The following is a 20161-nucleotide window of genomic DNA, read 5'->3' as shown; positions in this document are numbered from 1 at the left end:
GCTTCCCCGCCTTTCCTGCGTCAAGCACCTTGGAAGGGACGGTGCAAGACGGTATCCTGCACGCCATCATGGCTCATGCTCCCCTCACCTGTCCCGGACAGGATCCTTCCGTTGCCGACCTTCTGGCCGCCCGTCCGGCGCTGTCCATGCACGCCATGGACGGACTTGTGCTGGAGGATGTGCCCCTCAACGCCATAGCGGATGCGCTGGGCACCCCCACATGGGTCATGAGCGCGGGCACGCTGCGCGCGCGCTACCGGCGCCTTGCGGCGGCATTCGACGCCACGGGCCGCCCGGTTTCGATCCATTTCGCGGTCAAGGCCAATGACCATCTGGCCGTGCTGCGCGTGCTGGCGGCCGAAGGAGCCGGAGCGGATGTGGTCAGCGGCGGTGAACTGCGCCGCGCCATGATGGCGGGCATCCCGGCGGGCCGGATCGTCTTTTCCGGCGTGGGCAAGACGCCCGATGAGATGCGGATGGCCCTGCGCGCGGGCATTGGCCAGATCAATGTCGAAAGCGCGGAGGAACTCGACCTCCTTTCCACCATCGCACGCGCCGAAGGGGCGGACGCGCCCGTCGCCCTGCGCATCAACCCCGATGTCGATGCCGGCACCCACGCCAAGATCACCACCGGCCTCGCCACCAACAAATTCGGCATTCCCTACAACCGCGCGGTCGATCTTTACGCCCATGCCGCCGCCCTGCCCGGCATCCGGCCCGTCGGGCTCGCCATGCATATCGGCAGCCAGATCACCCGCATGCAGCCCTACCGTACCGCCTATGCGAAGCTGGCGGATCTGGTGCGGACCATCCGCGCGCGTGGCCTTGCCATAGACGTGCTGGACTGCGGGGGGGGCCTGGGCATTTCCTACCGCGATGAAAGCGAGGGCGCGCCCGAGGCGCTTGCCGCCGCCATCCATGCCGAACTGGGGGCGCTGGGCACGCGCCTTGCCATCGAACCGGGCCGCTGGCTGGCCGGCCCTGCCGGGGTGCTGCTGAGTACCGTGATCCTGCGCAAGCGGGGCTATGACGGCATGCCGCCTTTCCTTGTGCTTGATGCGGCGATGAACGACCTCATGCGGCCCAGCCTGTATGATGCGTGGCACGGCATCCTGCCCCTTTCCGCCGCTGGCGCCACGGCCCCGACCGAGCAGGTGCATGTGGTGGGGCCGGTATGCGAAAGTGGGGATACGTTCGGCCATGACCGCACCCTGCCCCGCATGGAGGCCGGATCGCGCCTCGCGCTGCTGGATTGCGGGGCCTATGGCATGGTCATGAGTTCCACCTATAACGCCCGCCCGCTCGCAGCGCAGGTGATGGTGGATGGCGGTCGCTGGTCCGTCATCCGTGAACGCCAGGAGATCGCGGATCTATGGGCCGCTGACCGCATTCCCGAGTGGGCGGGGGCGTCCCTCATCCCCGCTGGCGGAGGCCTATGACGACCGGGCAGGACAGCACCCAGCCCGGCGGCGACCTGCCGCAACGTCTGGCCCATGCCCGCCAGCAGGCCCGTCGCGCCCTGTGGGTGGAACGCCTGTGGCCGCTCATGCTGCCGGGGGCCGATGCGGCCCTCGGCGTTGGCGTGCTGGGGCTGGCACGCCTGCCCCAGTCCCTGCCCGACGCCGTTCATACGCTCCTGCTGGCGGCCATCGCCGCCGGGGCGGGTTATGCGACATGGCGGGCGGGAGAGCGCATCCGCCCCCCCACCGCGCAGGAAACCGACCGGCGGGTGGAACAGGCTTCCGGCCTGTCCGGCCAGCCCCTGCGCACCTTGTACGACCGGCCCGCCAACCCGCGGACGCCGGAGATCGTCTTTCTCTGGCAAAGGCACCTCCAGCGCGTCACGGCGGAACTTGGCCACCTGCGCGGCGGCTGGCCACGGCCCCGCCTGCACGCGGCCGGACGCTGGCAGGTCACTGCGGCGCTGGGCGTGCTGCTGGCGGGGGGGCTGCTCTGGTCCGGGGGGCATGCCCCCAGCCGCATCGCCGCCGCCTTCCTGCCCGGCATGGATGATGCCGATACCCCGGCGGCACAGGTCAATGCATGGATCACCATGCCGGATTACGCGCCGGGCGCGCCGGTCTTCCTTGACGCCGCGCATACGGACGCCACCATTCCCGCAGGCGCGCAACTGACCGTTACCCTGAACGGGCTGAACGGCCACCCCGCCCTGCGCATGCGCGGCGCACAGGACCCGGCGCTGGGGCCACATGATTTCCGGTCGCTGGGCAATGCAAGCTGGAGCGCGCAGGCAACCCTGCTGGCCAGCGGCACGCTGACCCTGCGCGGCCGGGGGCGCGTCCTTACCCGGTGGAACCTGAAGGTTACCCCCAACCCCGCCCCGGAAATCGCATGGGGGAAAGACCCCGGCAGCCATGATGGCGAATGGCGGACCCGCCTGCCCTATCATGTCTCCCAGCCCTACGGCATCGCGAGCATGCATGCGGAACTGGTCATGCCGGACAGCCCGCGCGACAGGCTTGATGTCCCGATCCCGCTGAACGGCCACCCGCGCATGGCGGATGACGTGGCCACACCCGACCTGTCTGAAAACCCATGGGCGGGCGAGGATGTTACCGCGCGCCTTGTCGCCACGAGCAGCAGCGGGGTCACGGCCACATCCGCGCCGGTCCGACTGCGTATCGGCGCGCGGAGCTTCCGCAACCCGCTGGCCAAGGCGATACTCGATATCCGCAAGCGCATCGCCCTGCGGCGGGAGAACCGCACGCAGGGCATGCGTGAACTGCTTGCGCTGGGGCAGGCCGATACCATGCTGACCCATCAGGTCGGGCTGCTTCTGGCCCTTACCAGCACGGCGGCGATGCTGGACAGCGAGGACGTGCCCGATGACTATGCCATAACCCAGGCCACGGGACGGCTATGGTTTCTAGCACTCGATATCGAGCACAACCGCCACGACATCAATAACGAACAGGCTGATTTTGGCGTGCAGGCCGCGCAGGAAGCCGTGCGGCAGCAGCTTGAACACATGCGCCAGATGGGACCGGCGGGACAGGGCCCCGACCAGCAGGCCGAACTCCAGCACCGCATGCAGGCGCTGAAGGATGCGATTTCGCGCAAGATGCAGGCCCTTGCCCAGCAGGCCATGCGCGAACATTCCGCCATGCCCGCCATTCCGGAAATGACCGCACGCGGGGAGCAGAATCTGGGCCGCATGATGCAGCAGTTGCAGGATGACGCCGCCGGTGGCCGCAATGCCGACGCCATGCAGAAACTCCAGCAGATGGAGGACATGGCCGAGAGCATGCGCAACGCGACCCCGCAGGACATGGTGCAGCTTGCCCAGCAGATGCAGGCCCGCCAGCGCGCCAGGGAACTGCGCCACGCGCTGCGTGACCTGACAGCCCGCCAGTCGCAACTGCTCGACCATGCCCAGTCGCGTCTGGATCAGGCCCGGCGCGAGCAGGAACGCGACGCCGCGAAACACCAGACGGACATGGATGAGGACGGATCCGACCTGTCCGCCCTGTCCACGGCGGACCTGCTGCGCCAGTTGGGCATCACGCCGCCCGGTGGCGCGCCGGCCCCGGCATCCCCCCCTCCGTCGCCCGAAAGCATGACACCGGAAGCGCGCACGGCCCAGCAGCATGCCGACCGCGCCGTGCAGCACGCGCTCGCCCGCGCCCTGCATGAATTACGCCATGAGTTCAAGCAGTTCTCCGGCAAGGATACGCCCGCCCTCGACAAGGCCCAGACGGATATGAAGGCGGTTCGTGCCGCGCTGGCCACCGGCGGGGATCCTGATGCGGCGAATGCCGAGAAAAAGGTGCTGGCCGACCTGCAGCAGGGCGACCAGCAGATGCGCCAGTCCATCCGCAACCAGGGCGCGCATGGTGGCATGACCGTTTTCCTGCCCATGCTGTCACAGGGCAATGGGCAGGGCAGCCATGGCAGCGGTGGCAACCGCCCCGGCGAAGAGGACGATGACGACGACGCCGACCAGCAGCCCACGGACAGCAGGAACGATCGCGACCCGCTGGGCCGCAAGACCGGCGATACACGACAGGGCATGGATAACGACACCCATGTGCCCGATAACGCCAGCCGCGAGCGGGCGCGGGAAATCGAACAGGAACTCCGCCGCCGCGACGCGGACCGCACCCGCCCGCCGGAGGAGCTGGAATACCTCGACCGGCTGCTGCGTGCGTTCTAACAACCGCGTTCAGGCTGCGGCCATACGAAGGAAAGAGCCAGCGGGGCTAGCGTAGGGCAGGTTTGGGACGAAGGCCCCCCCCTTCAGGCGTCGGTCGTCTGGTCGGGCTGGTGGGCCGGAAGGGCGCGATTGACGGGGGCGGTGGCCAGATCGATGGCGTCGTAGGACGGCAGGGCGCCCTTCGCCTCTTCGCCCTCGACCGGCAGAAGCTGCGCATCGGGCATTTCGCCCTTGGCATGGGCCTGCGTGAGACGTTCGAGGTTCTCACCGATCCGGGGATAATCCTCGACCAGCTTGCGGAAATCGCGCGCGCTCATGGTCATGAAATGCCCGAACTGCAGGGACCGGCTGGTGGCGTTCACCCGCCCGTTCTCAAGCGCCTCCTGCGCGCCCAGCACCGCGCCCGCGCCAAAGCGGACATCGTGTTTCGGGTAATGTGTCTCCGCCAGTCCGGCGCTGATGAAATAGACCGTGCGCACCTTCTGCCCGTTCCGGTACAGCCGCTCCCCGGGGGAGGAGAAGTGGATGGACATTTTCATGGCGATGTCATGCAGCACGCCATCGGCCACCCCCTCAAACAGGGGGAAATTGTGGATGCGGCTTTCGATCCCGGCGCGGATGTTGAATTTCAGCCTGAAATCAAGCTGTTCGCGCCTGTGTTCCACGTCACGGTGCAGTTCGCGGTGCAGTTCCTCGCTCAGCAGCGATTCGGACATCAGGTTATCGTATTTTTCCTCTTCCAGCCGCAGGGCGATCTGGCGCAGCATCCGGTTTTCAAGTGCTTCCGAATAGCCATGGTAATGCAGGCGCAGCGTCTGCAATGCCTCGTCCAGCAGCTTGCACTGGCGGTCCAGCACCTCGCCCACGATATCGCTTATGCGGTGGCCCAGCGTGGGTTCCATGCGCTGGCGCATGAAGCGCGTAAGCGAAAGGGAGACGAAATAGGCGATCATCAGCATCTCGAACCGCTCCATCATGCAATACATGAGGGGCGCGTCGAAATTGAACCGGTGATGGATCATCTGCGCCACGCGAAAGCGCAGTGACGGCCGCAGCCTGCGCCGCAGGGCGCGCACGTAGCCAAAGCGCCCTTCCAGCCGCGCGCCATCAACCATCGCCTCGGCCGAGCGCAGCAGCGTTTCCATCACCCGCCGCGACAGGCCCTGGATACGGAACAGGTCGAGCAGGATGGAGCGTTCGCGGTTGGCGATGACAATCAGCGCCAGCGTCACGCGCTGGCGGTCGCCCAGCGCGGTATCGAAGGTATTGGCCTGTTCTTCCGCATGGACACGGCGATCCAGCACTTCCACCACCGTGCTGGTCACGGTGGGGGAGAAACCAAGCTCGCCCGCCACGTCGCGCGTCTGATCGCGTACTTCCCCCAACCCGATGGCAAGGATCTGGTGGCGCAATGCCTGATCTATCAGCGGAAGCTGGTCCAGCTTCAGGAACAGCACAAGATAACGCAGCGACAGGCCATTGACGAACAGGGTGATCAGCACGAAGCCCGTGGCGATGATACCGATGAAATGCGCGATGCTGCTGGAGACATGCTCGTTTTCCGTCACCGCCAGCGCCAGCGCCAGCGTAATGGCGCCCCGCAGCCCACCCCATACCATTGTCACCTTGAACGGTGTCGGCACGGGGGGGGAAAGCTTGGTGGCCGCAAGGATGGGCAGCATGCCAAAGACCACCGCCCCGCGCGCCAGAAGCCCGGCGCCGGCCGCAAGCAGGATCAGCACGCAATCCCACCGTGTCATGCCCACCAGCAGGCGCGGCACCAGCATGGACGCCAGCACGAACACCAGCGATCCCGCCCAGAAGACAAGCTGCTGCCATAACTCGTTAAGGAACCGCCATGTCTGTGGCCGGAAGGTGGAGGGGCCATAGATCGATATGGTCAGCCCGGATGCCGCCGTGGCCACCACCCCGGAAAACCCGAAAAATTCGTCACAGACGATATAGGACAGGTAAGGCAGCGCCACCGTAAGCGTGACCTCCGCCGCCGGGGCCGCCCCCAGCGCCGGGATCATCATGAGCGTCAGCCGCCCGAACACAATGCCGATGATCAGCGCGCCGATAAAGGAGACGAGGAACTCCAGCATCGCCCCGCCCAGCATGATCTTGTGGTGCGAGGTAATGGAGCCAAGCAGGATGGTGAAAATGGAAATCGCGGCGGCGTCATTCAGCAGCGCCTCGCCTTCCACCAGCCGGGTCAGGCGGCTGGCGGCGCCGATTTCCTTGAAGATCCCCGCAACGGCCGAAGGATCGGTGGTCGCGACGATGGAGCCCAGCAGCAGGCAGACCACCAAGGGGACCCCGGCAAAGGGATACAGCGCGAACCCGATGGTCGCGGTGGACACGGCCACGGCCACCACCGCCAGCAGCAGCACGGTGGCGGTTTCATGCGCGAGCCTGCGCACATCGATGCCCAGCGCGCCCTGAAACACCAGTATGGGCAGGAAGATCAGCAGGAAGGCTTCGCTATTGAGCGGAAAATCCAGCAGCGTCTCCGCCGCCCCACTGAATATTTCCAGATGGGTGTTGCGCAGCACCAGGTCGGCCGCGCCCCCGATCACGATGCCCGCCACGGCAAGCAGGACGGTTTCCGACAGTTCCAGACGGCGGGCAAGCGGCTGGACCGCGCTGACAACGACAAGCAGCACGGCAATCGCCATCAGAATTGCTGCCAGACCCGCTATCTCCATTCAAAACCCTCGATTCCCGATCGTATCATGCCTGCAGGCCCGGTCTAACAGCCGACCATGAACAGATTATGTCCTTCCTGTTACGGCGCCGCCATAATTCTGGTTTACGGCACTGGCTCCAACGGATTAAAGCCGTTCCGCCCGCGCCGTTGCATCAAGTATCAATAAAGCCACACACGCGTTGCATTAACAACACATATATCTTGTCTCATAAGTCCTGATTTTGCAGGGCGGCCGCCTGATCCGTCGCGGCAAGCCATGCCTTTACCTGCTCTTCGGGGTCAGGCATGCGAATGAAGGCCGACACGGCGGATACACAGTCCGCCCCGGCGGTGATGCATTCCGGTGCGCGCGCCAGCGTTATGCCGCCAATGGCCACCAGCGGTATGGAACCGACGCGCCGCTTCCATACCGTCAGCCGCTCCGTCCCCTGCGGCCCCCACGGCATTTTTTTAAGCATCGTCGGCCAGATCGGTCCCAGCGCCACGTAATCCGGCGCAACGGACAGGGCGCGGTCAAGCTCCGCCTCGCTATGGGTGCTGATACCCAGGCGCAGCCCCGCCGCCCGGATGGCGGACAGATCGGCCGTGTCCAGATCCTCCTGCCCCAGATGGATGAAATCCCCGCCCTCCTCGATCGCGATGCGCCAGTGGTCATTGATGACCAGGTTGACTCCATGCTGGCGGGCATGGTGAACGCCCGCGCGGATTTCACGGCGCAGGTCGTCCGCCGCCATGTCCTTCAGGCGCAACTGGATCAGGCGCGCGCCCGCCGGGCCAAGACGGGCGACCCACCGCGCCGCGTCCACCACCGGATAGATGCGTGAGGGAAGTGTGAAACTCATAACACCGCCTGCCCGATGACCGGCGTGGACGGCACGGCCATGTCGCGCATTTCCATGGGGTCGGCCAGGTAGGCCATGCGCCCCGCCTCCACCGCCATGGCGAAGGCCCGGGCCATTTCCGCCGGGTCCCCGGCCTTGGCCACCGCCGTATTGATCAGCACCGCGTCATAGCCCAGTTCCATGGCCTGCGCGGCATGGGACGGCACGCCGATGCCCGCATCGACCACCATCGGCACATCAGGAAAATGCGCGCGCAGGGCGCGCAGGCCAAACAGGTTGTTCAGCCCCTTGCCCGAACCGATGGGCGCGCCCCAGGGCATGAGCACCTCACACCCCGCGCGCAGCAGACGCTCGGCGCCCACCAGATCCTCGGTCATGTAGGGAAAGACCTTGAATCCGTCCTCGACCAGGATGCGGGCGGCATCGACCAGCGCGAACATGTCGGGCTGGAGCGTATCGGATTCGCCAATCACCTCCAGCTTGATCCAGTCGGTGCCGAATACTTCGCGCGCCATCTGCGCGGTGGTCACGGCTTCCCGCGCCGTATGGCAGCCCGCCGTGTTGGGCAGCACCGGCACGCCCAGCGCGCGAATCATCTCCCAGAACGTATGCCCCGCGCGCGAACCCGCCGCCTCACGCCGCAGCGATACGGTCACCACCCCCGCGCCCGCCCGGCGCACGGCATCCATCAGGATTTCCGGTGAAGGGTACTGCGCCGTGCCCAGCATGAGGCGCGATGAAAGCTCGGTGCCATAAAAAAGGGTCATGGCCTCACCCTCCCTGCATGGGAGCCAGAATTTCGACCCGCGCGCCTTCATGCAGGGACACGGCGGCACGCTTCGCAGCGGCGACAAAACTGCCATCCATCGCGGTGGCCAGACGGGCGGTGCCGTCATAGCCCAGTTCCTCGAGCAGCGCCGCCAGGGTGGGGGCGATCACGTCATGGTGCTGGTCATTCACCAGAATCTGCATGGTCATCTCCTTTGCGGGAGGAATTTAGGCATTACCGAACACGATATCGGCCGCGTCGGCGGCACGGACGGGTGAAAGCAGGAAGCCGTGCCGATACATGCCGTTGATGTGGATATGGCGTCCCTCCCGCCTGACGGCGGGCATGTTGTCGGGATAGGACGGGCGCAGGCCGGTGCCGGTTTCCAGGATCTCGGCCTCGCCAAAGGCCGGATGCAGGGCATAGACCGCGCCCAGCATCTCCACCATCGACCGCAGCGTCATCGGGCCTGCGTTCTCACTTTCGATCATCGTCGCCCCCACCATGTAAACATGGTCGGCACGCGGCACGATATAGATGGGAATGCGCGGATGCAGCATCCGCACCGGACGGTGCAGCGTCACATCGGGGCAGCGCAGCAGCAGCATCTCGCCCCGGACACCACGCATATCCGCTACCTGGTCGCGCGCGGCGATACCGGTGCAGTCCACCACCCAGTCATAGCCACCCGTCGCCGCGTCAACAGGGACATCCAGTGCGATCTGGCCACCAAGATCCACAAGCCGGGTCGCGAGTGCGCGCAGGGCATCGCGCGGGTCCACATGGCCTTCTCCGGCAAAAAACAGCGCGCGGGAAAAGCGGTCGGCCAGGTCGGGTTCGAGATCGGCCACCTCGGCCTCGCCTATCGTGGAAAAATGCGAGGTACGCCGCCCGAAGCGCGCCACTTCCCCCACATCGCGCGCGGGGGCGAGCACAAGCGTGCCATTGCGCACCACGCCGGGCACATGCGCGTCCCACCAGTCGAGCGAGGCAAGGGACTGCGCGGTCACTTCCCTGGGGGCGGATTCCGCCTCGCACCACGGGGCAAGCATGCCGCCTGCCTGCCACGACGCGCCCGATCCGATCCGTGGCCCGGATTCATGCACATGAACCCGCGCCCCGCGCTCCGCCAGGGTGACGGCGGCGGTCAGGCCGGAAACGCCCGCCCCCCGCACAAGGACAGATGGACCCGTCCCGCCGGAAAATGCCGTTTGTGCTTCCATCTGCGCCGTACCCCCTGTTTATTATCATGTTTACGAGCGATGTTTGTGCCGGTTCCGCGCCCGTGTCTATTCAACAGTCACGGACTTGGCGAGGTTGCGTGGCTGGTCCACATCCGTGCCCTTCAGCAACGCGACCTCATAGGCCAGGATCTGCACCGGGATGGTCTGCAGGATCGGGGCCACGAATTCATCCACCGTGGGAATCGCGACCACGCATTCCGCGATGTCACGCAGGCGCGGCGCGCCTTCCATATCCGTAAATACCAGCAGCCGGCCGCCACGCGCCCGGGCTTCCTGCAGGTTGGACAGGGTTTTTTCAAACAACGGCCCCGACGGCACGGTCGCCACGACCGGCACCGTGCTGTCGATCAGGGAAATCGGGCCATGCTTCATTTCCCCTGCGGCATAGGCTTCCGCGTGGATATAGGTAATTTCCTTCAGCTTCAGCGCGCCTTCAAGGGCGACGGGAAACATCGCGCCGCGCCCCAGATAGAGAACATCGCGCGCCTGCGCCACGATAGCAGCCATGCGGCGGATCTCGTCATGGCGTTCGAACACTTCCGTCGCCTTGCTGGGCAGGTCGAGCAGGCTTGTCACCATCTGTTCCTCCTGCCGGGCATCCAGCAGGCCACGCGCCCGGCCAAGGGCGATGGTCAGGCACGCCAGAACCGAAAGCTGGGCGGTGAAGGCCTTGGTACTGGCCACCGAGATTTCGGGACCGGCCACGGTGCCCAGCACGGCGTCGCTTTCACGCGCCATGGTGCTCTGTTCCACATTGAGCACGGAGACGATGTGCTGCCCCGCCATGCGCATGCCACGCAGGGCCGCCAGCGTATCCGCCGTTTCACCCGACTGGGAAATCAGCAGCCCCAAACCACCCTGCGCCAGGGGCGGGTTGCGGTAGCGCATCTCGCTCGCCACGTCGATATCGACCGGAAGCCGGCCATACTGCTCGATCCAGTAGCGCCCGATCATGCCCGCGTAGAAGGCGGAGCCGCAGGCGGTAATGACGGCACGCGGCACGGTCGCGAGATCGAATGGCAGGTCGGGCATCACCACGCGGCGGGTGGCGGGGTCGATCAGGCGCTGCAACGTCTGCCCGATCACCACCGGGTGTTCATGCAGTTCCTTTTCCATGTAATGGCGGTAGCCATCCTTGCCGACCGAGGCCGCGATCAGGGCGGTGACCTTGACCGGGCGTTCGACCGGGTTGCCCGCCATGTCAAAGAACTCGGCCCCGGCGGCGGTGATGACACTCCAGTCGCCATCATCCAGATAGGCGATGCGGCGGGTCAGCGGGGCAAGCGCCAGGCTGTCCGAGCCCAGAAACATCTCGTTATCGCCAAAGCCCACCACCAGCGGCGCGCCGTGGCGCGCGCCGATCACCATGCCGTCATGCCCGGCGAAGATCATGGCGAGCGCATAGGCCCCTTCCAGCCGTTTGAGGCAGGCATGCGCCGCCTCACGCGGGGAAAGGCCACGCTGGAGGTGATAATCGACAAGCTGGGCTATGGTCTCGCTATCCGTTTCGGTGGAAAACACCTGCCCCGCTTCTTCAAGCTCCTGACGCAGCGCCTCGAAATTCTCGATAATGCCGTTATGGACAACCGAGACCCGCTCCGTCCCGTGCGGGTGGGCGTTGTTTTCCGTGGGGGCGCCATGGGTGGCCCAGCGCGTGTGGCCGATGCCGGTCACGCCGGGCAGCGGCATCCGCGCCAGCAGGGTGGCCAGGTGATCCAGCTTGCCCGCCGCGCGCCGCCGTTCGACCTGTCCGTGTTCCAGCGTGGCGATCCCGGCGGAATCGTAGCCGCGATATTCCAGCCGCCGCAGGGCGTCCAGAATGACCGGTGTGGCCTGATTGCCGCCCACAACCCCTACAATGCCACACATCAGCCCTGTTCCTTCCTGTTCGTCAGCCGCTCGCGAAATGACAGGGCATAGTCCGCCCTGTTGGACTGGCGCGCCCGGCCAAAGGCCATGGCGCCATCGGGTACATCGTGCGTAATGACGCTACCGGCGGCGGTAATCGCGCCCGTGCCCACCCGCACGGGGGCGACCAGAACGGAATCAGAGCCAATGAAACTGTCGGCCCCGATTTCGGTCCTGTGCTTGAACACCCCGTCGTAATTGCAGGTGATGGTGCCCGCGCCGATATTGGCGTTACACCCCACCGATGTATCGCCCAGATAGGTCAGGTGACTGGCCTTGGCCCCCGCGCCGAGTGTCGTGGCCTTGAGTTCCACGAAATTGCCCACGCGCGCGCCCTCCCCCACATCGCTGCCGGGGCGCAGGCGGGCATAGGGACCGATCCGGGCGTCAGGGCCGACAACAGCGCCCTCAACATGGGAAAAGGCGTGGATTTCCGCCCCCCGCCTGACATGCACGCCCGGCCCGAACACGACATGGGGGTGTACCACCGTATCGGGCTCCAGCCGGGTATCGGCGCACAGGAACACGGTATCGGGGGCAATGAGGGTCGTCCCACCCGCCATGGCCGCCTGACGCAGGCGGGCCTGCACGCAGGCTTCCGCCATGGCCAGCTCGGTGCGGGAATTGATGCCGCGCAGTTCGTCCTCGGGTGCGACGACGGCCCGCACGCTCCGCCCTTCGGCCACGGCGCGGGCCACGACATCCCCCAGATAATATTCGCCCTGTGCGTTCGTATTGTCGATTTCGGACAGCCAGCGCCGGAAATCCGCGGCATCGGCGCATAGCACACCGGCGTTGCACAGCCCGATGTCCCGCTCCCGCGCCGTGGCGTCCGCCCACTCGACAATGCGCGTTACCTGCCCGTCCTGTGTTACGACACGGCCATAGCGCGCCGGGTCGGCCGGTTCCATGGCCAGCAGCGCCAGCCCCGTATCATCACACCGCCGCTGCGCCAGCAGCGCGCGCATCGTGCCCGGTGTGATCAGCGGATTATCACCATACAGCACCGCGACATCGCCCGTCCCGAACTCCGCCGCCGCCTGCCGTGCCGCATGGCCCGTACCAAGGCGTTCATGCTGGATCACCACCCCGTGGGGCGCGGCAAGGGCCGCCACATCGTCCATGCCGGGACCGACGACCACCACGATCCGGTCAAAGACCTGCGCCGCGTTATCAAGCAGGTAGCGCAGCATGGGCTGCCCGGCCAGCGGGTGCATGACCTTGGGCCGTTCCGATTTCATGCGCGTGCCCCGGCCAGCGGCCAGGATGACGGCGGTCGACATGGGCAACGCAGCCGAAGATGGTGCGGGATCTGTCTGGGTATTCATCGCATTGTGCGCGTACTCCCCACCAGATGGCCCTGTCAAACCCTTATGCACGCGCGCTACCATCACTTAGAATTTCCGATTGCTACTTTATAATCCAACACCCGAAGGAGCCCGTGGATGCCCGCTTCCCTACCCCGTCTGGCCGTATTCGACATGGACGGCACCCTTATCGACAGTCTTCCCGATCTTGCCGCCTGCGCCAACAGGCTCCTGTCGCATTACGGCCTGCCCCCCATAGACTCCGAACAGGTCCGCCCCATGATCGGCGATGGCGTGAGCGCCCTTGTCAGCCGCCTGCTTGCCCATGCGGGCGCGCCCGCCGCCGGGATTGACCGCGCCGAGGCCACCACGCGCTACATGGCCGATTACACGCCGCATTCCACCGACCTGTCCCGCCCGTTTCCCGGCACGGTCGGGATGCTGGAAAGCCTGCGCGCGTCGGGCTGGCACATGGCCGTATGCACCAACAAGCCGGTGGCCGCCGCACGGCATATCCTCAGGGTGCTGGATCTGGAACACTGGTTCGTGGCCGTGGGCGGTGGGGACAGTTTCAGCGTGCGCAAGCCTGACCCGCGCCACCTGCTGGGCACCATAGAACTGGCGCGGGGAAACCCGAAGCACGCGTTCATGACAGGCGACCACCATAATGACATGGCCACGGCTGACGGCGCGCATGTCCCGGCCATTTTTGCCCGCTGGGGCTATGGCCGGCCGGAAATGGAAGCGGGCGCCACGGTCGGGGCCGATTCCATTTCCGACATCGCGTATCTGGCGGGCGAACTCGTGCCCGCCTGAAACATCAGACGTCCAGATTGGCGACCTTAAGCGCATTACCCACAATAAAGTCGCGGCGCGGTTCAACCACATCCCCCATAAGGGTGGAGAAGACCTGGGCCGCGTTTTCCACATCGCCCACCTTGACCTGCAACAGGGTGCGCATGGCGGGGTCGAGCGTGGTTTCCCACAACTGCTCGTCATTCATCTCACCCAGCCCCTTGAACCGGTTGATGGACAGGCCCTTGCGGCCCTGCGCCAGAATCCGTTCATATAGCGAGGCCGGTCCGTTAAAGGACTGGGCATTGCCATCGAGCAGCAGTTCCACCGGCCTGCCGAAATCGGCCACGAGCCGCTCATGGCGTTCGGCCAGCCAGCGCACCTCCGCGCTGCGCAGGGCGAGGGATTCAAGGCGGTAAACCTCCCCCACGCCGCGCACGCTGCGCGCCATTTCCAGCCCGCTTTCACTTACGGCCACCTTCCATCCCCGCTCGGCCGGAGGGGATACGGCGTCAAGCCGGGCCTGAAGGTCCACGATCCGTTCCGGCACGGCATTCAGGTCCGAACGCAATACGCCCGCAATCGCCGCCTGTTCCAGAACCCATACCGGCACCCGGGCCGAAAGCCGCGACAGCGCGCGCGCCACATCGCGGATGAACATCACCTCCGTCCGCATGGGCGCGCCATCAAGCGCGCGCTCATCGGCAAAGCGCAGCGTGGCGTTGGCCAGTGCCTTGTCCAGCAGATAGGATTCGAGTGCCGCGTCATCCTTCAGGTAGCGTTCGTCATTCCCGCGCTTGGCGCGATAAAGCGGCGGCTGGGCGATGTAGAGGTACCCCTTCTCGATCAGTTCGGGCATCTGGCGGAAGAAGAAGGTCAGCAACAGGGTACGGATGTGCGAGCCATCCACGTCGGCATCGGTCATGATGACAATGCGGTGGTAGCGCAGCTTCTCGATCGAGAAGCCGCCATGCTCCACATCCCCCCGGCCAATGCCGGTGCCCAGCGCCGTGATCAGCGTGCCGATTTCAGCCGATCCCAGCATGCGGTCGAAGCGGGCGCGCTCGACATTGAGGATCTTGCCCTTGAGCGGCAGAATGGCCTGGAAGCGCCGGTCACGCCCCTGCTTGGCTGTGCCACCGGCCGAGTCACCCTCGACGATGAACAGTTCGGAGCGGGACGGATCGCGTTCCTGGCAGTCGGCCAGCTTGCCGGGCAGCGAGGAAATATCCAGCACCCCCTTGCGCCGGGTCAGTTCGCGCGCGCGGCGGGCGGCTTCGCGCGCGGCGGCGGCGTCCATCACCTTCGCCACGATCAGGCGGGCTTCCTTGGGGTGGGTTTCGAACCAGTGGGCGATCATGTCCGCCGCCGCCGCGTGGACCACGGGCTGCACTTCGGACGAGACCAGCTTGTCCTTGGTCTGGGACGAGAATTTGGGGTCCGGCACCTTGACCGACAGGACGGCGGTCAGCCCTTCGCGCATGTCCTCGCCATTCAGGGCGTGGCTGTCCTTCTTGGCGGCATTGGCCTCGGCATAGCGGCCCACCACACGGGTCAGGGCCTGACGGAAACCGGCCAGATGCGATCCACCATCACGCTGGGGAATATTATTGGTGAAACAGAGCATGGTCTCATGGAAGCTGTCGTTCCATGTCAGTGCGAATTCGACCTTGATGCCGTTTTCCTCGTTCTGGAGGCTGCCGGTGATGGGGGGCTCCACAATCGGGTTCTTGCCCTGGTCCAGCCATTCCACAAAGGCGCACAGGCCGCCTTCGTAAAAGAAATTCTCCTCCCGCACCGGGGTATGGCGTTCATCACGCAGGATGATCTTGAGCCCGGAATTGAGGAAGGCCAGTTCGCGCAGGCGGCGCTCCAGAATCGGGAACTCGAATTCGACCTTGGCGAAGGTCTCGGCGCTGGGCTTGAAGGTAACCTGCGTGCCGCGCGGCTCGGCGCTTTCGCCCACCACGCGCAGCGCCTCGTCACGTTCACCGCCGCGAAAGCGGATGACATGCTCCTTGCCATCGCGCCAGATCCGCACCTCCATCCATTCGGACAGGGCGTTGACCACGGCGGCCCCCACGCCGTGCAGGCCGCCCGACACCTTGTAGGAATTCTGGTTGAACTTGCCGCCCGCGTGCAGCTTGGTCAGCACCACCTCGGCCGCGCTGACCCCTTCTTCATGGTGCATGTCGGTCGGGATGCCGCGCCCGTCGTCACGCACGCTGACGCTGCCATCCCCGTTCAGCGTGACGGTGCAGCAGGTGGCGAAACCGGCCTGTGCTTCATCCACCGCGTTATCAATGATTTCGAAGGCCATGTGGTGCAGGCCCGATCCATCATCGGTATCACCGATATACATGCCGGGGCGCTTGCGTACCGCGTCCAGCCCCCGCAGAACCGAGATGGATGCCGCATCGTAGTCTGCCGGGGGGACAGCGCCCGCCTCGACCGCGACATCGTGTTTCTGATCGGGACTGGATTGATCGGACATGCCGGCAGATGCTCCACAGCGCATAACAACAAAATAACAGAACGCATTATAGCCCGAACCGCCCGGCGTAACCAGCATTCCCCACCGAAATCATGCGTCAGCGGAAAGATTACCCTGACCCGGCGTTACAAATTCGGCGTGGGCCTGCAGCGGCGCGAACTGTTCTTTATCCGTTCCGGTCAGCATCACCCCCGTTCCCATCTGCCCGAGAGCCCGGAAAAGCGCGCCGCGCCGGGTATTGTCCAGATGCACCAGCGGTTCATCAAGCAGCAGCATCGGCGCCTGCCCCCGACAGGCCGCGAGCGTGCGCGCGTGGGACAGCACGATACCCAGCAGCAGCGCCTTCTGCTGCCCCGTACTGGACTGGCTGGCGGCACGGCCCGTCAGCCGGTCCGCCATGCGCAGATCGGTCCGGTGCGCGCCAAACCGGCTGCCGCCCCGCTGGCGGTCAAGGCTGCGGGCATGGGCCATCCGCTCCACCAGCCAGTCTTCCACCGCCAGGGCGGGCTGGTCATGCAACCGGGCCGCGATCACGCAGTCCAGTTCCAGATGGGCCGCGGGAAACCCATCATGCATGGCCTGTTCATCGGCATTGAGGCGGGCAAGCATATCCACCCTTGCCGCCACGGCGGCAACCGCGTGGCGCGCCATGGTCCGCTCCAGCGCGGCCAGCCAGTCGGTATCGGCCCCGCGCTGGGCCAGCAGCCGGTTGCGCTGGATCATGGCGCGGTCATGCGCCGCCAGTTCACGGGCATGGCCGGGCTCAAGGGCCAGCACCAGCCGGTCCAGGAAGCGGCGACGCGCGCCCGGCCCCTCCTGAAACAGGCGGTCCATCTGCGGGGTCAGCCATACGGCGGAAAAATATTCGGAAATGGCATCCCTGTTGCGCAGGGCCTGCCCATCGACATGAAACACCCGCCGCTCGGGCCGCACGGGGTTGGCGCCGGTGGCGAGTTTTACGGACAGGGCTTCATCCCCCCCCATCCCGGCCACCTGTGCCGCAACCCCCCACAGGGTGGTGCCGTGCCGGGGGAGTTCATCCATGCGCGCGCCGCGCAGCCCCCGCCCCGGCACCAGCATGGAAACCGCTTCCAGCAGGTTGGTCTTGCCGCTGCCATTCGGCCCGGTAATGACCGTAACCGGCTGCTCCGGCCGCCATGACAGGTGTTGGTAATTACGGAAATCCGTAAGCACCAGCCGCGTTATGGCCGCCATGCAACCGGGTGACCGCGTGCCCTTACACGCGCATCGGCATCAGCACGTACAGGGCGGAAGGGCTATCCACATCACGCACGATGGTCGGCGCCGAACTGTCGGAAAAGACGAATTCCACTTCCTTTTCCACCTGATCGGTAATGTCGTTCAGGTAACGGGCCTGAAAGCCGATCTCGATGGGGCTGGAATCGTAGGACACGTTGTTTTCGTCCAGTTCCTCCGTCGCGGTGCCCTGATCCTGACTGGCGGCGGAAAGGGTAAGCAGGTTGCGCGACATGCTCAGCTTGACCGGGCGCGAACGCTCCTGGCTGATGGCGGCGACGCGCGAGACCGCATCGGAGAAAATCTTCTTGTTCACGCGCAGCACCTTGTCGTTCCCGTGCGGGATCACCCGCTCATATTCGGGGAAGGTGCCGTCGATCAGCTTCGATGTCAGCGTGATGTTGCCGATCGAAAACTGGATACGGGTATCGGACAGGGAAACATCGACCTGTTCCGCCCCTTCCTCCAGCAGCTTGCGCAGTTCGGCCACGGTCTTGCGCGGCACGATCACGCCCGGCATGCCCGAACTGCCTGCGGGCAGTTCGGTCTCCACACGGGCAAGGCGGTGGCCGTCGGTCGCCACCGCGCGCAGCACCGCGCCGGCATCCCCTTCGGCCACATGCAGGAAAATACCATTGAGGTAGTAGCGCGTCTCCTCGGTGGAGATGGCAAAGCGCGTCCGGTCGATCAGCCCGCGCAGGGTCGGCGCGGGAATGCGGAATTCATGCGGCAGGCTTCCCGCCATCATGGACGGGAAATCGTCCACGTCCAGCACATTCAGGCTGGTGGCGAACCGTCCCGCCCGCAGGCCCAGCGGGGCGTCGCCGCCCGCGTGGTCCAGTTCGACCTCCGCCCCATCGGGCAGCTTGCGCACGATTTCATACAGGACCGCGGCCGGGGCCGTGACCGCGCCATCGCGCAGGGCCTCGGCCACCACGCTCTCGACAACCGCGATTTCCATGTCGGTCGCCGTCAGCGTCGTCGCGCCATCGACCACCTTGATCAGCACATTGGCCAGAATGGGAATGGTATTGCGCTTCTCGGCAACGCTCTGGATATGGGCCAGGGCCTTGAGCAGCGTTACGCGGTCAGCCTTCAACTTCATTGGTACGATATCCTCCATGCCCCACCGCATTTAGCCGCAGGGCTGACACATCTAGCAGGCGGGGACGATAACGGTAAAGAGGCCCGCGCGGGAAATGCCGCTCAGCTTTCCAGCATGCGGCGCAGGAGTTCCACGTCCTCGGCAAAGGCGGGATCCTGCTCCATGAGCTCCGTCACGCGCGAGACGGCGTGCATGACGGTGGTATGGTCACGGTTGCCGAACTTGCGCCCGATCTCGGGCAGGGAACGGCTGGTCAACTGCTTGGCCAGATACATCGCCACCTGCCGGGGCCGCGCCACCGCCCGCGCCCTGCGGGCCGAGGACATATCGGTCAGGCGGATGTTCCAGTGCTCGGCCACCTTGCGCTGGATTTCCTCGATGGTGACGCGCCGGTCATGCGCCTTAAGGATGTCATGCAGCACATCCTGCGTGGCTTCCAGCGTGACGGGGCGGCCAAACAGGTTGGCGTGCGCGATCAGCCGGTTCAGCGCGCCCTCCAGCTCACGCACGTTCGACGTGATCTTGTGCGCCAGGAATTCCAGCACCTTGGCGGGAACCACCACGCCGGACGCCGTGGCCTTGGCCTCCAGAATGGAAATGCGCAGCTCGAACGTGGTGGCATGGATGTCCGCCACCATGCCGCAGCCCAGCCGCGTGCGCAGCCTGTCCTCCAGCCCCGACAGGTCGGAAGGCGACTTGTCGGCGGACACCACGATCTGCCGCCCGGCATCGACCAGCGCGTTGAAGGTGTGGAAGAATTCTTCCTGCGTATTGTCCTTGCCGATCAGGAACTGCAGGTCGTCGATCATCAGCACATCGACGGAGCGCAACTGTTCCTTGAACTCCATGGTGGACTGAGAGCGGATGGCCGCGATGAAGCGGTACATGAACTTCTCGGCCGACATATAGGCCACCGAGACCCGCCCTTCGCGTAGCAGTTCGGCCCCGATCGCATGCATGAGGTGCGTCTTGCCCAGCCCCACCCCACCATACAGGAACAGCGGGTTGAAACCGGGACTGGACGGGCGTTCGGCCACACGGCGGGCGCAGGCATAGGCGAACTCGTTCGGCTTGCCCACCACAAAGGTATCGAACGTAAAGCGCGGATCCAGCGGCGCCGCCAGGTCGGTGCGCACTTCCGCCTGCCGTGGCTCATCCACTACTGGCGCGGCTGGTACGGCCGCCGCCTTTTCACGCGCCACGGGCGGGAGCGGCACGGGCGTTTCATCCCCTTCCGGCGCGGCCGGGGCGGCGTCCGCGCGGGCGACCTGCAACTCGACACGGCGGATGCCGGGCACTTCCGCGTTCCACAGCGTACCCAGCCGGTCGCCATACTGCCCACGCACCCAGTCGCGCAGGAAGCGGGTGGGCAGATAGAGGGTGATTTCGTCTTCCTCCACCGGGCCGACCGTGATCTGGCGCAGCCAGGTGCGGTATTCGACCTCACCCACTTCCGCCTTCAGCCGCTGGCAGATGCGCGACCAATGAATGGCGAGCACGCTTTTCTGTGCGTTGGCTTCCGCAACCGCGTCATAGCCTTCCAGTCCGCCCGTCAT

Annotated in this window: 14 protein-coding genes; 3 read left to right on the top strand and 11 right to left on the bottom strand. The window is 65.7% G+C overall.

Translation table 11 applies throughout. The features are described from left to right. Positions 1–68: 68 nt before the first annotated feature. Positions 69–1439 (top strand): diaminopimelate decarboxylase, encoded by a 1371-nt coding sequence (lysA, locus tag LDL28_RS00070; protein ID WP_233059134.1) that lies wholly within the window; start codon positions 69–71, stop codon positions 1437–1439. Then, positions 1436–4174 (top strand): DUF4175 domain-containing protein, encoded by a 2739-nt coding sequence (locus tag LDL28_RS00065; RefSeq protein ID WP_233056643.1) that lies wholly within the window; start codon positions 1436–1438, stop codon positions 4172–4174. The genes lysA and LDL28_RS00065 overlap by 4 nt, the downstream gene beginning before the upstream one ends. An 83-nt stretch (positions 4175–4257) precedes the next feature. Here LDL28_RS00065 and LDL28_RS00060 read toward each other — a convergent pair whose 3' ends face one another. The 7 genes from LDL28_RS00060 to glmU all read right to left on the bottom strand — a co-directional run bounded on the left by LDL28_RS00060 (position 4258) and on the right by glmU (position 12975). After that, the gene (locus tag LDL28_RS00060) at positions 4258–6882 is read right to left on the bottom strand and encodes a cation:proton antiporter (protein WP_233056642.1); all 2625 of its coding nucleotides are present in this window, start codon (positions 6880–6882) and stop codon (positions 4258–4260) included. A 208-nt stretch (positions 6883–7090) separates the two neighbouring features. Further along, positions 7091–7726, bottom strand: a complete 636-nt coding sequence (locus LDL28_RS00055; protein WP_233056641.1) for a thiamine phosphate synthase — start codon at positions 7724–7726, stop codon at positions 7091–7093. After that, a complete protein-coding gene (locus LDL28_RS00050) occupies positions 7723–8493 on the bottom strand; it encodes a thiazole synthase (RefSeq protein WP_233056640.1) in 771 nt (256 codons plus the stop codon). The genes LDL28_RS00055 and LDL28_RS00050 overlap by 4 nt, the downstream gene beginning before the upstream one ends. Before the next feature lie 4 nt (positions 8494–8497). Beyond that, positions 8498–8698 carry a sulfur carrier protein ThiS gene (gene thiS / locus LDL28_RS00045; RefSeq protein WP_233056639.1) on the bottom strand — a complete coding sequence of 67 codons (201 nt, stop codon included), beginning with the start codon at positions 8696–8698 and terminating at the stop codon, positions 8498–8500. Between the two features lie 24 nt (positions 8699–8722). After that, positions 8723–9718 carry a glycine oxidase ThiO gene (gene thiO / locus LDL28_RS00040; RefSeq protein WP_233056638.1) on the bottom strand — a complete coding sequence of 332 codons (996 nt, stop codon included), beginning with the start codon at positions 9716–9718 and terminating at the stop codon, positions 8723–8725. A 66-nt stretch (positions 9719–9784) separates the two neighbouring features. Then, the gene (gene glmS / locus LDL28_RS00035; protein ID WP_233056637.1) at positions 9785–11608 is read right to left on the bottom strand and encodes a glutamine--fructose-6-phosphate transaminase (isomerizing); all 1824 of its coding nucleotides are present in this window, start codon (positions 11606–11608) and stop codon (positions 9785–9787) included. Next, positions 11608–12975: a bifunctional UDP-N-acetylglucosamine diphosphorylase/glucosamine-1-phosphate N-acetyltransferase GlmU gene (glmU, locus tag LDL28_RS00030; protein ID WP_233056636.1), complete on the bottom strand. Its 1368-nt coding sequence runs from the start codon at positions 12973–12975 to the stop codon at positions 11608–11610. The genes glmS and glmU overlap by 1 nt, the downstream gene beginning before the upstream one ends. 117 nt (positions 12976–13092) lie before the next feature. Here glmU and LDL28_RS00025 point away from each other — a divergent pair, with 117 nt between their 5' ends. Beyond that, positions 13093–13770 (top strand): HAD hydrolase-like protein, encoded by a 678-nt coding sequence (locus tag LDL28_RS00025; RefSeq protein WP_233056635.1) that lies wholly within the window; start codon positions 13093–13095, stop codon positions 13768–13770. A gap of 4 nt (positions 13771–13774) precedes the next feature. Here LDL28_RS00025 and gyrB read toward each other — a convergent pair whose 3' ends face one another. The 4 genes from gyrB to dnaA all read right to left on the bottom strand — a co-directional run bounded on the left by gyrB (position 13775) and on the right by dnaA (position 20161). Further along, positions 13775–16321 carry a DNA topoisomerase (ATP-hydrolyzing) subunit B gene (gene gyrB / locus LDL28_RS00020; protein ID WP_233056634.1) on the bottom strand — a complete coding sequence of 849 codons (2547 nt, stop codon included), beginning with the start codon at positions 16319–16321 and terminating at the stop codon, positions 13775–13777. A 12-nt stretch (positions 16322–16333) separates the two neighbouring features. Continuing rightward, positions 16334–17458: a DNA replication/repair protein RecF gene (gene recF / locus LDL28_RS00015; protein WP_233056633.1), complete on the bottom strand. Its 1125-nt coding sequence runs from the start codon at positions 17456–17458 to the stop codon at positions 16334–16336. Between the two features lie 22 nt (positions 17459–17480). Further along, positions 17481–18605, bottom strand: a complete 1125-nt coding sequence (gene dnaN / locus LDL28_RS00010) for a DNA polymerase III subunit beta (protein WP_233056632.1) — start codon at positions 18603–18605, stop codon at positions 17481–17483. Between the two features lie 101 nt (positions 18606–18706). Continuing rightward, entirely contained in the window at positions 18707–20161 is a 1455-nt protein-coding gene (gene dnaA / locus LDL28_RS00005; RefSeq protein ID WP_233056631.1) for a chromosomal replication initiator protein DnaA, read from the bottom strand.

This window comes from Komagataeibacter sp. FNDCR2 (assembly GCF_021295395.1).
In the GTDB taxonomy this organism is placed as follows: Bacteria; Pseudomonadota; Alphaproteobacteria; order Acetobacterales; family Acetobacteraceae; genus Komagataeibacter.
This window is presented reverse-complemented; position numbering and strand designations above follow the sequence as displayed.

Coding starts and splice junctions, on each gene's coding strand:
- lysA (WP_233059134.1), top strand. CDS start 69: ATGGCTCATGCTCCCCTCACCTGTCCCGGACAGGATCCTTCCGTTGCC.
- LDL28_RS00065 (WP_233056643.1), top strand. CDS start 1,436: ATGACGACCGGGCAGGACAGCACCCAGCCCGGCGGCGACCTGCCGCAA.
- LDL28_RS00060 (WP_233056642.1), bottom strand. CDS start 6,882: ATGGAGATAGCGGGTCTGGCAGCAATTCTGATGGCGATTGCCGTGCTG.
- LDL28_RS00055 (WP_233056641.1), bottom strand. CDS start 7,726: ATGAGTTTCACACTTCCCTCACGCATCTATCCGGTGGTGGACGCGGCG.
- LDL28_RS00050 (WP_233056640.1), bottom strand. CDS start 8,493: ATGACCCTTTTTTATGGCACCGAGCTTTCATCGCGCCTCATGCTGGGC.
- thiS (WP_233056639.1), bottom strand. CDS start 8,698: ATGCAGATTCTGGTGAATGACCAGCACCATGACGTGATCGCCCCCACC.
- thiO (WP_233056638.1), bottom strand. CDS start 9,718: ATGGAAGCACAAACGGCATTTTCCGGCGGGACGGGTCCATCTGTCCTT.
- glmS (WP_233056637.1), bottom strand. CDS start 11,608: ATGTGTGGCATTGTAGGGGTTGTGGGCGGCAATCAGGCCACACCGGTC.
- glmU (WP_233056636.1), bottom strand. CDS start 12,975: ATGAATACCCAGACAGATCCCGCACCATCTTCGGCTGCGTTGCCCATG.
- LDL28_RS00025 (WP_233056635.1), top strand. CDS start 13,093: ATGCCCGCTTCCCTACCCCGTCTGGCCGTATTCGACATGGACGGCACC.
- gyrB (WP_233056634.1), bottom strand. CDS start 16,321: ATGCTGGTTACGCCGGGCGGTTCGGGCTATAATGCGTTCTGTTATTTT.
- recF (WP_233056633.1), bottom strand. CDS start 17,458: ATGGCGGCCATAACGCGGCTGGTGCTTACGGATTTCCGTAATTACCAA.
- dnaN (WP_233056632.1), bottom strand. CDS start 18,605: ATGAAGTTGAAGGCTGACCGCGTAACGCTGCTCAAGGCCCTGGCCCAT.
- dnaA (WP_233056631.1), bottom strand. CDS start 20,161: ATGACGGGCGGACTGGAAGGCTATGACGCGGTTGCGGAAGCCAACGCA.